This window comes from Streptomyces sp. ALB3, from assembly GCF_044385685.1.
Taxonomy (GTDB): Bacteria; Actinomycetota; Actinomycetes; order Streptomycetales; family Streptomycetaceae; genus Streptomyces.
The window spans coordinates 829,973-842,661 of record NZ_JBISCE010000008.1 but is presented as its reverse complement, the minus strand read 5'-3'; the positions used below and the strand labels follow the sequence as shown (position 1 = coordinate 842,661).

Below are 12,689 nucleotides of genomic sequence, written 5' to 3'. Positions count from 1 at the left end.
TTCCGTCATGGTGTGTCCGCCTTCGCCTGCCGGGAGCCCGGAGTCGCCGTCCGCACCCGGGCCTATTTGTTCACTGACATGATTAATTATGCACACGGCACCGCGCGGACGTAACCCCCCGGACGACTGAACGACGGTGACCCCTGGCCTGCAGGCCGCCGATCACGTAATTTGTTTGTCGCACTCCCAAAACCCGCACCACCGGACATCGCACGAGAAGAGGTAGCCCATGCCGCCGCGTACCGTCGTCATCGGCGTGGACAGCTCCACCCAGTCCACCAAGGCTGCAGTCACCGACGCCGAGACCGGCGAGCTCCTCGCCGTCGGCCGCGCCCCGCACGTCGTCACAGGTGAGGGCGGCGCGCGCGAGACCGATCCCGAGGTGTGGTGGCGGGCGCTGTGCGATGCCGTCGCTGCCGGGCTCAAGGAGTCCGGCCTCTCCGCGTCCTCCGTCACCGGCATCGCCGTCGCGGGGCAGCAGCACGGCCTGGTCACCCTCGACGCGGCCGGCCGTCCGCTGCGCCCCGCGCTCCTCTGGAACGACACGCGCTCCGCGCCCCAGGCCGCGGCCCTCGTCACCGAGCTGGGCGGCCCCGAGGCGTGGACCGCGCGCACCGGCACGGTGCCGGTCGCCTCCATGACCGCGACGAAGTGGCGGTGGCTGCGCGAGTACGACCCGGCGAACGCCGAGGCGACGGCCGCCGTCCGCCTGCCCCACGACTTCCTCACGGAGCGGCTCTCGGGGGTCGCGGCGACGGACCCGGGAGACGCGTCCGGCACCTGCTGGTACTCGACCGCCACGGGCGCGTACGACCGGGAGCTCCTGGACCTCCTCGGTCTGGACGTCTCGATGCTGCCGGAGGTCGCCGCCACGGGCGGAACCCGGATCGGCTCGCTGACCGAGGCTGCGGCCGAGTCGCTCGGCCTGCCGGCCGGGATCGCCGTCGCGGCCGGCACCGGGGACAACATGAGCGCCGCGGTGGGGCTCGGCCTCGGCGGGGCGGGGCTGCTGGACCATCCCGTCCTGAGCCTCGGCACGTCCGGCACGGTGTTCGCCGCCTCACTGGCCCGCCCGGCGTCGACGGCCCTGTCGGGCTTCGCCGCGGCCGACGGTACGTACCTTCCGCTGGCCTGCACCCTCAACTGCACGCTGGCCGTCGACAAGGTGGCCGGCCTGCTGGGGCTGCACCGCGACGACGCGACGCCCGGTGGTGAGGCCGTGCTCCTCCCCTACCTCGACGGCGAACGCACCCCGGACCTGCCCACCTCCGCGGGGCTGCTCACCGGTCTCCGGCACGACACCACGCCGCAGCAGTTGCTGGGCGCCGCGTACGAGGGCGCGGCGTTCACCGTGCTGCGGGCACTCGACGAACTCCTGCGCGCGTGCGGCCTCGATCCGGCCGACCCCGAGGTCGCCGGCCGGCCGCTGCGCCTGATCGGTGGCGGCGCCCAGGGCCGCACCTGGGTGGAGACCGTGCGCAGGCTCTCCGGCCGGCCCCTGATCGTGCCGGGCAGCGGCGAACTGGTCGCCCTCGGCGCGGCCGCACTCGCCGCCTCCGCGGCTGGCGGGGGCGATCCTGTCGCCATCGCCACACGGTGGAACGCGAAGGCGCAGGACGCCGAACTCCCGCCGTCGGAACGGGACACCGAGACCTGGGAACGCGTCGGCTCGGTGCTGGACAGGGCGGCGGCGCCCCTGCTGGGCGGATGAGGGAGTACCCCGCGATCGCGTGCGTCCGACGCGTTTGGGGATGACTGCGGATCTTCAATAGGATCCGGCGATGATCACAAGAAAACGGCTGACGGCCGGGGTGTGCGTCCTGCTCGCCACCCTGGCCGCCGGGCTCGGGACCGCCCTTCCGGCCGCCGCCGGCGAACCCTCCACCGACGCGCCCAAGGTCGAACTCGTCCTTGACGTCAGCGGTTCCATGCGCACCCGGGACATCGACGGCGAGTCCCGGATATCCGCCGCCAAGCAGGCCTTCAACGACGTCCTGGACGCGGTGCCCGAGGAGGTACAGCTCGGCATCCGCACGCTCGGCGCCGACTACCCGGGAGACGACCGGAAGGTCGGCTGCAAGGACACCGCGCAGCTCTACCCGGTCGGCCCGCTCGACCGCACCGAGGCCAAGACCGCCGTCGCCACCCTGGCACCGACCGGCTGGACCCCCATCGGCCCCGCTCTGCTCGGTGCCGCCGACGACCTCGAGGGCGGGGACGCCACCCGGCGGATCGTCCTGATCACCGACGGCGAGGACACCTGTGGCCCGCTCGACCCCTGCGAGGTCGCGCGCGACATCGCCGCCAGGGGAATCCACCTGGTCATCGACACCCTGGGCCTGGTGCCGAACGCCAAAATCAGGCAGCAGCTGACCTGCATCGCGGAGGCGACCGGCGGCACCTACACGGCGGTCCAGCACACCGAGGAACTCTCGGGCCGTGTCAAACAGCTGGTGGACCGCGCCGCCGAGCCCGTCGTCACCCCCGTGGCGACCGAGGGCGCCGGCAGTTGCTCCGCGGCTCCCGAGCTGAAGGCCGGGCTGTACACGGACCGCCAGGAGACCGGCAAGCACCGCTGGTACCGGGTGGACGTCCTGCCCGGCCAGGAACTGCGCGCCTCGGTGAGCGTCTCGGCGGACCGCGCGGTGAACAACGACTACGGGGTACTGCTGCGCGCCCTGACCACGCACGGACGGGAGATCGTCCGGGGTGACGAGTCCGGCACGGGGCGCACGGACGCCGTCTCCACGGGGCTGCGCTACCCGAAGCCCGACGAGGAAGCCGCCGACGACACCGACGTGAAGCCCGCCCCCGAGACCGTGTGCCTTCAGCTCGGCAACTCCTTCTCGGCGCCGACGTCCGTGAAGACCACTCCCGGTATGCCCGTCGAGCTGACCATCGACCTGGTGGCCGCTCCCGACGAGGCCGCCGACGCCGCCGCGTTCGGGCTGGGGCGTGGCTGGTGGCTGCTGGGTGTCATGGTGCTGACCGGGCTGGTCGCCGGCCTGCTGTCCGGCTGGATCTCACGCTGGCGCGTCGCCGTATGGAGGACCAACTGATGCGTACCCCCCGCAGGAACACCGTGGCGCGCGGATGTGTGGGCGCGCTGCTGGCGGCGGTCACCCTTCTCATGCCGGCGGGAGCGGCCGTCGCCGACGGCCCGTCCGCGAGCGCCGGCCCGGCGCGGGGCGACGAGGCCCCGGGGCCCACGGAGGCCGGCACCACCTTCCGTACCGCGACGGAGATCCAGCAGGACCGGACGGCCACCGCGGACGCGTCCACCGGCGACTACCTGTACTGGGTCTTCCCCGCCGACGCTGGCCGGCGTCCCACCGTCCGCGCGAAGGTGAGCCTGCCGGACAGCGCGGCGCGGCACGGTGCGTCGACCTGGCAGATCGACGTGTACGACGGTCTCCGCCGCCGGCAGGCCTGCGTGTACGGCCACCAGACGAGGAAGGCCGCGCCGGACGCGGCCGCCGTCGAACTGTCCTGCGTCCTGCGTACGGTGCGTGCCTGGTCCGAGCCGTGGGCGTCCGACCCCCTGCCCGGCAGCTACTACGTACGCCTGACGGTGGTCGGCCTGGCCGAGGAGGACCTGGGTCTGCCGGTCCACGTGGAGACCCGGGTGACCTCGGCCGGCGAGGGCGGCGCCCACGACGTGGACGGCGCCCTCGCGGAGCCGCTGGTGCCGGGCGCGTCCGCCGTCCAGGCGCGGGAAGGGACGACCGGCGTCGAGCCCGAGGGCGGCTGGTCCTCCGGCTGGTGGACGGACCGCTGGCTGTGGACCGTCGGCGGCGGGGTGCTCGCCGCGCTGGCGGCGGTGTCCGGCTACTCCCTGACGCGCGGCGGCGGGCGCCCGTCAAGGATGCCGCCGGGGGCCTGAGGGCGTGGCACGGCGTCGAGGGCCGCGGGCCATGGCCCGCGGCCCTCGGCCATCCGGGCCCCGCCGCCCGAGATCCCCGCGTCGCTCCTGGGCGGCTGCCGCTAGGCTCGGCAACTCACCTACTGCGTAAGGCAGATGACGGGAGTTCCCATGTCCATGGAAACCGGCGCGGCGCTCGACGCCGAGCCGAGCGGCCACCGGATCGTCCAGGGACCCAGGGGCCTTCCCCTGCTGGGGAGCCTGCCGCAGTTCGGCAGGGACCCCCTCGCGTTCTTCGAACGGTTGCGCGGTTACGGGGACATGGTGCACTGGCGCTTCGGCCGCAACGACTGCGTGTTCGTCGCCGACCCCGAGTGCATCGGCGAACTGCTCACCGAGACGGAACGCACCTTCGACCAGCCCCTGCTGGGCATCGCCTTCCGTACGGTCATGGGCAACGGGGTCGTCGTCGCGCGCGGCAGTGACTGGCGGCGCAAGCGGTCACTCGTACAGCCCTCGGTGCGGCCCAGGCAGGTGAGGTCGTACGCGTCCACCATGACCGCCTGCGCGGTGGAGCTGGCCGACACCTGGTCCGGGGGCGAACGCGTCGACGTCAAGCGGGAGATGGCGGCCCTCACCCAGAAGATCGCCGTCCGCACCATCTTCGGCGTGGACACACCGGCCGACGCCGAGTCGATGGGCCGCGCCATGGACATCGCCCAGCAGGAGATCGGCAAGGAGTTCAGCGGCCTCGGCGCCGTTCTTCCCGACTGGGTGCCGACTCCCGGGCGGAGCAGGATCAAGAAGGCCGCCTCGGTGATCGACGCGGAGGTCGCGCGCGTGGTCGCCCGCCATCGCGACGGGGACGGGGAGCGCCCCGACCTGCTGAGCCGGCTGCTCACCGCGGTGGACGAGACCGGGGCCCGCCTCTCGGACCAGGAGATCCGCGACGAGACGGTCACGCTGTACATCGGCGGTCACGAGACGACCAGTTCGACGCTCGTATGGGCCTGGTACCTGCTCTCCCGCACCCCGCACGCGCTCGCGGCACTCACCGGGGAGCTGGACCGGGTCCTCGGTGACCGGGAGCCGGGCATCGACGACTACGCACGGCTGCCGTACGCGCAGGCGGTGGTGAAGGAGACCCTGCGGCTGTATCCGACGATCTGGCTCGTCACCGGGGTCGCCAAGGAGGGAGCCAGGATCGGCGGTGTCCCGGTACCGGAGGGGACACGGGTGTGGAGCAGCCAGTGGGTCACGCACCGGGACGAGCGGTGGTTCCCGGAACCCGGGGCGTTCCGCCCGGAGCGCTGGGACGCGGAGGACGGTGACGAGATCCCCGAGTACGCCTGGTATCCGTTCGGCGGCGGCCCCCGGGTCTGTCTCGGCACGCGGTTCGCCATGGTCGAGGCGGTGCTGGTCCTCGCCGTCCTGGCGCGCCGTTTCGAGCTGGAGGTGGACGCCGGCCCCATCGGACCCGTGCCGACGCTGACGTTGCAGCCGGACCGGGACGTCATGGCGACCGTACGGGCGCGCTGAACGCGCCGACGGGTGAAGCCGGACGGGAACACTTGACCTCAAGTTTGCTTGAGGTCCTAGCGTGCTCTGCATACCGATCTACTCCGGAGGCACCGCATGGACATGGAAGTCACGGCGTGGCATTCACTGCACAGCTCCCTCAACGCGCAGAAGGACCGTCGGCCCTTCTCCCGGGCGACCTTGCGCCGCATCGGGGCGTTCGCCCGGCCGCACCGGGGCCGGATCCTGCGCTTCCTGCTGCTCAGCGTGGTCACCGCACTGCTGGCGGTGGCCACACCGGTGCTGGCGGGTAGCGTCGTCGACGCGATCGTGCGGGGCAAGGAGACCGGGACGGTCGCACGGCTGGCCCTGCTCATCGCGCTGATCGCCGTGGCCGAGGCGGGGCTCGGGCTCCTCGTGCGGTGGCTGTCGGCGACGCTGGGCGAGGGGCTGATCCTCGATCTGCGTACCGCCGTGTTCGACCACGTCCAGCGGATGCCGGTCGCCTTCTTCACCCGTACCAGGACCGGAGCGCTGGTCAGCCGGCTCAACAACGACGTGATCGGTGCGCAGCGGGCCTTCAGCAACACACTGTCCGGGGTGGTCTCCAACCTCGTCACCCTGCTGCTGACCCTGGTCGTGATGCTCACGATCTCCTGGCAGATCACCCTGCTCGCCCTGGTGCTGCTGCCGGTGTTCGTCGTCCCGGCCCGCAGGATGGGCTCCAGGATGGCGGACCTCCAGCGGGAGGCCGCCGGCCACAACGCCACCATGGGCACCCAGATGACCGAGCGCTTCTCGGCGCCGGGCGCGACGCTCATCAAACTCTTCGGCCGTCCGGCCGACGAGTCCGCCGAATTCGCCGCCCGCGCGGGACGGGTCCGCGACATCGGCATCCGTACGGCGATGCTGCAGTCCACCTTCATCACGGCGCTCACCCTCGTGTCGGCACTGGCCCTCGCGTTGGTCTACGGACTCGGTGGCTACTACGCGCTGCGCGGCAGCCTGGAGCCGGGAGCCGTCGTCGCACTGGCCCTCCTCCTCACCCGGCTCTACGCACCGCTGACAGCGCTGGCAGGGGCGCGCGTCGAGGTGATGAGCGCACTGGTCAGCTTCGAGCGGGTCTTCGAGATCCTCGACCTGGAGCCGCTGATCGCCGAGAAGCCCGACGCCCGCCGGGTGCCGGACGGGCCGGTGTCCGTGGAGTTCGACGGTGTCTCCTTCGGCTACCCCTCCGCCGACAAGGTCTCCCTCGCCTCTCTCGAAGAGGTCGCCACGCTCGACTCGGCGGGCGGCGTGGAGGTACTGCACGACGTCTCCTTCAGGGCGGAACCCGGCCGGATGGTCGCACTCGTGGGCTCCTCGGGAGCCGGGAAGTCGACGATCGCGCAGCTGCTCCCCCGGCTGTACGACACCGACGCCGGCGCCGTACGGCTCAACGGTGTCGACGTACGGGACCTGACGGCCGATTCGATCCGGGAGACGCTCGGCATGGTCACCCAGGACGGCCACCTCTTCCACGAGTCGGTGCGTGCCAATCTGCTGCTCGCCCGGCCGGAGGCCACCGAGGAGGAGATCTGGGACGCGCTGCGCCGCTCCCGTCTCGACGGCCTGGTGGCCTCACTGCCCGACGGGCTGGACACGGTCGTCGGCGAACGCGGCTACCGGCTCTCGGGCGGCGAACGCCAGCGGCTGACCATCGCCCGGCTGCTGCTGGCCCGTCAGCGCGTGGTCATCCTGGACGAAGCGACCGCCCATCTGGACTCCACCTCGGAGGCCGCTGTCCAGGAGGCGCTGGCCGAGGCCCTGGAGGGACGTACGGCCGTGGTCATCGCCCATCGGCTGTCGACGGTGAGGGCCGCGGACCTGATCCTGGTGCTCGAAGCGGGCAGGGTCGTCGAACGGGGTACGCACGACGAGTTGCTGGCCGCCGGTGGCCGGTACGAGGAGCTGCACCGCACCCAGTTCGGACGGCCGGGAGCGGCGAAGGCGGCCCGGCCCGTCCACTGACCGCGCGCCGAGGACATGAAGGCGGGCTCCCGCCCGTGCGCCCAGGCGCCCGGAGGAGGAGCCCGCGTCCGCGCGTCCGCGACCACTCCTGCCCACCCCTGAGGCGACCCCGGGGCGGGGCTTCCGGTCCGTCGCGGCGGCGAGGCGCCGGCCCGCCGCACGGGGGTTTTCCTCGCCGGCGAGGTGCGCGGCCCGGGTCCGGGTCACCGGGCGGTGGCCTGTCGGCGTTGCGCTCGTTCACGGCCTGCTCGTAACGTGACCCGTGTCCTGCGGGCCGGCAGACCCGGCCGCGGCCTGCACAGTCGGTGTCGGCAGGCTCAGCCGCCCTCGGGACCGGCCGGGCCCGGACTCCCCCTCCCACCGCTGAAACCGGGTACGCATGAGTCAGTCACAATCCGCCTTCGGTGCTTGGATCCGGCCGATGGCGGCCCGCCGCGCCGGTGAGGAGCACCGCACGGCGACCGCGCTCGAGCTGTTCTTCGACCTGTGCTTCGTCACCGCCGTGGCCCAGGCGTCGGTCGCCTTCGAGCACGAACTCGTCGAGGGGCACATCGGGCACGGGGTGCTCGGCTACGCGATGGTCTTCTTCGCGATCTGGTGGGCGTGGATGAACTTCACCTGGTTCGCCTCGGCGTACGACACCGACGACGTCCCCTACCGGCTGCTCACGCTGGTCCAGATCACCGGTGCGCTCGTCGTGGCGGCCGGCGCCGCCGAGGCACTCCAGCACGACGACTTCACCGTCATCACCTGGGGCTACGTCGTCATGCGGCTCGCCATGGTCACCCAGTGGCTGCGCGCCGCCCGCTCCGACCCCGAACGCCGGCGCTCCTGCGTGCGCTACGCGGTCGGCATCCTGGTCGTGCAGGCGGGCTGGGTCGCCCGCCTGGCCGTGCCGGACGACTGGGGGCTGCCGTTGTTCGCCGTCCTGGTCCTGGCCGAGATCGCCGTCCCCGTCTGGGCGGAGAGCGCGGCCAACACGACCTGGCACCCGCATCACATCGCCGAACGGTACGGCCTGTTCACCCTCATCGTCCTCGGCGAGACCATCACCGCGGCCACCGCGGCCGTCCGTACGGCCCTGGACGACGAGACGGCGCTCGGTGACATCGCGACCCTGGTCGTCGGCGGCGTACTGACCGTGTTCGCCCTGTGGTGGCTGTACTTCTCGCAGAACGCGCCCCGGCGGCTCACCAGTCTCAAGGCGGCGATCCTGTGGGGCTACGGCCACTACGCCGTCTTCGCCTCGGCCGCCGCGGTCGGAGCCGGACTCGCGGTCGGCGTAGCCCACACCACCGGCCACGGCCATCTCTCCGACCGTGCCGCCGCCGCGACGTTCACCGTCCCCGTGGCCGTCTTCATCACCTTGGTGTGGCTGCTCCACCACCGGAGGGAGGAACTGCGCAGCCGCAACGACCTGATCCACCCCGTGGCCGTGCTCGCCGTCCTGGCGATGACGTTCACGCCGGTCCCGGTCCTCGGCACCGGCATCGTCGCCGCCGCCCTCGTCGCCGCGACGCTGGTGGTGGCGGCGCGGGCACGCGGCGGGGCGGATCTCGCGGAGGGCGCTACGTGAACCGCAGCTCAGCCGGATTCGCCACGCGCCGCAGGAGCGGCAGTGAGGTGGCCGCGGCCAGCAGACAGGCGGCGTAGACGGCCACGGGGACGAGGAGCGGCAGCAGAGGCACAGGCCCGCCCACGATAGCGGCGTACGCCAGGTAAACCGCCGACCCTCCGGCACCCGCGAGCAGGAGCGCGGGCGCCAGAGGGAGCGCCGTCTCCAGGAGCGTGGCGCGGGCCAGGACCGTGTACGGCACCCCGGCGGCGGCCTGCGCCGCCAGGCCCCTGCGGCGGGTGGCCAGCGACTCGGCGGTGCCGACGGCGAGGCCGCAGAGACTGAGCGCCAGGGCGACCAGCACGGCGGCTGCGGCCAGGTCGATGCCGGTGGTGTAGAAGGCCGGGTCCACCGGCCGGAGGCTGTCGTCCAGCGAGGTCAGCAGGACGCCGCGCACTCCCACGAAGCCCACGCCGACGACCGTGACCAGCAGCAGCGCGGCATGGGTGCGCGAGGCCGCCCACGGATCGTGGGCGAGGCGGCTCGCGGCGATGAGCGCCGTCGGGCTCTTCGCACGGAGGGTGAGCTGACGGCCCATGAACGCCGCGAACGCCCCCGCCACCCAGATCGCGCCCGCCCCGGTGAGGAGCACCAGGCCCAGGACCAGCAACACGAACGGCGCGACGCCCTTGCCGTCGGGGAACAGGAAGAGCAGTCCCGCCGTGGCGATCAGACCGGCCGCGAGCATGAATCCGAGCGCCGCCCGGCGTCCCGGGTCCGGGTTCGTCCTTCGCACGTGGGCAAGCGGCGAAGCGACCACGTGGCGCAGCGCGAACACGCTCACCAGCGCGGCGATCACCGGAACGGTGAGCACGACCACCAGGAAGGCCGCCCAGGCCGCCGGACGCGGGGTGTGCCCCGTCACGGCGAGGAGCACGGCGAAAGTGGCGGACCCGGCCGCCGACCCGGCCAGGCAGACGATTCCGGACTCCGCGGCGGCGACTCTCCGCACCTGGACGGGGGACGCCCCGGCGAGCCGCATGCCGGCCATCCGCCGATGGCGGTGCACGGCGCCGACACGGGCGCACTGACCGAGGAACCCCAGCACGGGGATCAGCAGGAGCACGAGTGCGAGCACCACCCCGGCCCGCTGGCCGGGCTGGTTCAGCAGGCCGTGTGCGTAGGGGGTCGAGACCTGCCCCCGCACGGCGGCGATCGTCACTGCCGTGAGGGCGAAACCCGTGGCGAGCAGGGCCCCCAGGAGGGTGAGCGAGATTCCCCACCACTCGCGGCGCTCCGAGCCGCGCGCGAGGATCCAGGCGATACGGATGTCAGCCCTCATGGCGTACGGCCTCCTGACCGACGGTACCGGCCGGATCCAGGTGGACCACGCCGTCCCTGAGTGCCACCTCGCGGTCCGCGTAGGCTGCGACCTGTGCGTCATGGGTGATGAGCAGTACCGCCGTGCCGGACTCCCTCGCGGTGTGCGCGAGAGCCGTCATCACCTGTTCCCCCGAGAGCGAGTCGAGGGCTCCCGTCGGCTCGTCCGCGAAGACCGCCTTCGGCTCGGTGACCAGAGCCCTTGCCAGGGCGACCCGTTGGCCCTGACCTCCGCTCATCTCGCCGGGACGCACGTCCGACTGCCCACGGACGCCGAAGCGCTCCAGCCACTCCCCGGCCTTCTCGTTCGCCTCCCTGCGGCGTTTTCCGGCGAGCAGCAGCGGCAGGGCCACGTTGTCGAGCGCGCTGAGTTCGGGGATCAGCTGCCCGAACTGGAACACCACCCCGAAGTCACTGCGCCTCAGCTCACTGAGCCGCTTCTCGGGCAGCCGGTCCAGCCGCTCGTCGGCGTAGGTGACGGCTCCCTCATCGGGGCGGACGATTCCCGCCAGGCAGTGCAGCAGGGAGGACTTTCCGCTGCCACTCGTACCGGTGACGGCGAGGATCTCGCCCTGGTGGAGGTCGACCGACGCGCCGCGCAGCGCCTCGGTCCTTCCGTACGACTTCCTCAGGTCGCGCGCCGAGATCAGCGCGTTCGCCCCCGAGGGGCGCTGTTCCTGCCATGGACTCATGCTGCGGATACCTCCGCGGTGAGGGTGTCGATGCGGGCCGTGGTGGTGGTCATCCACCGCACGTCGGCATCGAGATGGACAAGGGCGTAGTCGGCGGCGAGCACCGTGCTGAGGTCGGCGTCCGGTGCGGTCTTGAGTGCGGTGAGCTCCCGCATCCGCTCCATGTGCGCCGCGCGCTGGGCCCGGAGATGTGCGGCGGCGTCCGGCTCCGGCCCGTCCTGGCCCATGCGTGCGCCGGCTGCCGCGACGAGGATCGAGACCACGACCTTGGCGAAGATCTCGTTCGTGACGAAGGGAGCGGGCGCGGTGATCTCCTGTGCCCACCGGGCCAGTTCGTGCGAGCCGTCGTCCGTCGTGCGGTAGAGGGTGCGCTCCGGGCCGCCGTCGGAGCCGGTGCCGTCGATCTCGGCCAGACCGTCGCGTACCAGGCGTTGCAGCGTCGTGTAGACCTGCCCGTACGCGAGCGGTCGGGCCTGCGGGAAGCGGGCGTCGTACTGCCGCTTCAGGTCGTAGCCATGGCAGGGCCCGGCCGCGAGCAGCCCCAGGAGGACATGACGGGTACTCATGCGCCGCACTATATCCTCAGTACATGTACTGAGTGAATAGTCACCCAGGGAGCCCTTGGACGCACTTCAGCCGCCGCGGCGGGGGCCGCGGCGGCTGAGGGCAGGGGAGACGAGGGCCTACGTCACCGCTCCAGCCACTTCTTCCAGGTGTCCGGATGCTTCTCGATCCAGCGTGATGCGGCCTCGTCGGGCGTCAGCCGTTGCGAGGCGATCGACTCGGACACCTCGTTCTGGTCCTGCTCGGACCACTTGAACTTCTTGAGGAAGGCCGCCGCGTCCCCGCCCCGCTCGGAGAAGTCCGCGTTGAGGTACTTCTGGAGGGGGGTCCTCGGGTAGGCGCAGTCGATGTCCGCCGGGTCCTTGGCGGCACAGGCGTCGGAGTACTCCGGCAGTTCCACCTCGACCATCGGCACCTCGTTGAACAGCCACTGGGGCTGGTACCAGTAGCTGAGGAAGGGCTTCTTCTCCTTGGCGAACTGCTGTATCTGGGTGATCTGCGCGGCCTCCGAACCGGCGAACACGACCTTGTAGTCGAGGCCCAGGTTCTTCACCAGCGCCTTGTCGTTGGTGACGTAGGACGGCGAGCCGTCCATGAGCTGGCCCTTGTCGCCGCTCTCCGGGGTCCGCAGTTCGTCGGCGTACTTGTCGAGGTTCCTCCAGTCGGTGACGTCGGGGTGTTCGTCGGCCCAGTACTTGGGGACGTACCAGCCGATGTGCCCGGTGACCCCGAGGTCGCCCCCCGGGACGATGGTCTTCTTGTCCTTGACGTACAGCTGTTCCTGGTCGGGGTGGCCCCAGTCCTCCAGGATGGCGTCCACCCGCCCCTGGCTGAGGGCGTCCCACGCGGGCACCTCGTCCGTCTGTACGAGGTCGACGCGGTAGCCCAGCTTCTCCGCCAGGATCTTCTGCGCGACGGCCACGTTGGCCTGCGCGCCGACCCAGGACTGGACGGAGAGGGTGACGGTCTTGATGTCCGCCGGGGCCGCGAACGGGGATGCCTGCTTGGTCATGTCCGCTGCCCCGCAGCCGGTGGCGGCCAGGAGCGCCCCGGCCGAGGCGACGACGGCGGACGTACGGAGACGGGCTCGGGCAGGGGTGCGAGCCAT

Annotated in this window: 10 protein-coding genes; 6 read left to right on the top strand and 4 right to left on the bottom strand. The window is 72.0% G+C overall.

Annotated elements, in window-relative coordinates:
• The first annotated feature begins 229 nt into the window (after positions 1–229).
• The 6 genes from xylB to ACHFIV_RS10470 all read left to right on the top strand — a co-directional run bounded on the left by xylB (position 230) and on the right by ACHFIV_RS10470 (position 8,966).
• Positions 230–1,711, top strand: a complete 1,482-nt coding sequence (gene xylB, locus ACHFIV_RS10495) for a xylulokinase (protein WP_398965924.1) — start codon at positions 230–232, stop codon at positions 1,709–1,711.
• A 70-nt stretch (positions 1,712–1,781) separates the two neighbouring features.
• Positions 1,782–3,059, top strand: coding sequence for a VWA domain-containing protein (locus ACHFIV_RS10490; protein ID WP_398965922.1), 1,278 nt, complete (start codon positions 1,782–1,784; stop codon positions 3,057–3,059).
• Positions 3,059–3,883, top strand: coding sequence for a hypothetical protein (locus tag ACHFIV_RS10485; protein ID WP_398965919.1), 825 nt, complete (start codon positions 3,059–3,061; stop codon positions 3,881–3,883). The genes ACHFIV_RS10490 and ACHFIV_RS10485 overlap by 1 nt, the downstream gene beginning before the upstream one ends.
• Before the next feature lie 150 nt (positions 3,884–4,033).
• A complete protein-coding gene (locus tag ACHFIV_RS10480; RefSeq protein WP_398965916.1) occupies positions 4,034–5,401 on the top strand; it encodes a cytochrome P450 in 1,368 nt (455 codons plus the stop codon).
• 96 nt (positions 5,402–5,497) lie between these two features.
• On the top strand, positions 5,498–7,390 hold the full coding sequence (locus ACHFIV_RS10475) for an ABC transporter ATP-binding protein (RefSeq protein WP_398965913.1): 1,893 nt from the start codon (positions 5,498–5,500) through the stop codon (positions 7,388–7,390).
• 379 nt (positions 7,391–7,769) lie between these two features.
• Positions 7,770–8,966 carry a low temperature requirement protein A gene (locus tag ACHFIV_RS10470; protein ID WP_398965910.1) on the top strand — a complete coding sequence of 399 codons (1,197 nt, stop codon included), beginning with the start codon at positions 7,770–7,772 and terminating at the stop codon, positions 8,964–8,966.
• Here the strand turns inward: ACHFIV_RS10470 and ACHFIV_RS10465 are convergent.
• The 4 genes from ACHFIV_RS10465 to ACHFIV_RS10450 form a co-directional block, all read right to left on the bottom strand.
• Positions 8,959–10,287 carry an FtsX-like permease family protein gene (locus tag ACHFIV_RS10465; protein WP_398965907.1) on the bottom strand — a complete coding sequence of 443 codons (1,329 nt, stop codon included), beginning with the start codon at positions 10,285–10,287 and terminating at the stop codon, positions 8,959–8,961. The two genes, ACHFIV_RS10470 and ACHFIV_RS10465, sit on opposite strands and share 8 nt — an antisense overlap.
• The gene (locus ACHFIV_RS10460) at positions 10,277–11,017 is read right to left on the bottom strand and encodes an ABC transporter ATP-binding protein (protein WP_398965904.1); all 741 of its coding nucleotides are present in this window, start codon (positions 11,015–11,017) and stop codon (positions 10,277–10,279) included. Before ACHFIV_RS10460 ends, ACHFIV_RS10465 begins: the two co-directional genes overlap by 11 nt.
• Positions 11,014–11,583 (bottom strand): PadR family transcriptional regulator, encoded by a 570-nt coding sequence (locus ACHFIV_RS10455; RefSeq protein ID WP_398965902.1) that lies wholly within the window; start codon positions 11,581–11,583, stop codon positions 11,014–11,016. The genes ACHFIV_RS10460 and ACHFIV_RS10455 overlap by 4 nt, the downstream gene beginning before the upstream one ends.
• 122 nt (positions 11,584–11,705) lie before the next feature.
• Entirely contained in the window at positions 11,706–12,689 is a 984-nt protein-coding gene (locus ACHFIV_RS10450; RefSeq protein ID WP_398965899.1) for an ABC transporter substrate-binding protein, read from the bottom strand.

Bases quoted from the DNA above. Each gene is read 5' to 3' on its own strand.
- ACHFIV_RS10475 (WP_398965913.1), top strand. From the start codon at position 5,498: ATGGACATGGAAGTCACGGCGTGGCATTCACTGCACAGCTCCCTCAAC.
- ACHFIV_RS10455 (WP_398965902.1), bottom strand. From the start codon at position 11,583: ATGAGTACCCGTCATGTCCTCCTGGGGCTGCTCGCGGCCGGGCCCTGC.
- xylB (WP_398965924.1), top strand. From the start codon at position 230: ATGCCGCCGCGTACCGTCGTCATCGGCGTGGACAGCTCCACCCAGTCC.
- ACHFIV_RS10465 (WP_398965907.1), bottom strand. From the start codon at position 10,287: ATGAGGGCTGACATCCGTATCGCCTGGATCCTCGCGCGCGGCTCGGAG.
- ACHFIV_RS10490 (WP_398965922.1), top strand. From the start codon at position 1,782: ATGATCACAAGAAAACGGCTGACGGCCGGGGTGTGCGTCCTGCTCGCC.
- ACHFIV_RS10450 (WP_398965899.1), bottom strand. From the start codon at position 12,689: ATGGCTCGCACCCCTGCCCGAGCCCGTCTCCGTACGTCCGCCGTCGTC.
- ACHFIV_RS10460 (WP_398965904.1), bottom strand. From the start codon at position 11,017: ATGAGTCCATGGCAGGAACAGCGCCCCTCGGGGGCGAACGCGCTGATC.
- ACHFIV_RS10470 (WP_398965910.1), top strand. From the start codon at position 7,770: ATGAGTCAGTCACAATCCGCCTTCGGTGCTTGGATCCGGCCGATGGCG.
- ACHFIV_RS10485 (WP_398965919.1), top strand. From the start codon at position 3,059: ATGCGTACCCCCCGCAGGAACACCGTGGCGCGCGGATGTGTGGGCGCG.
- ACHFIV_RS10480 (WP_398965916.1), top strand. From the start codon at position 4,034: ATGTCCATGGAAACCGGCGCGGCGCTCGACGCCGAGCCGAGCGGCCAC.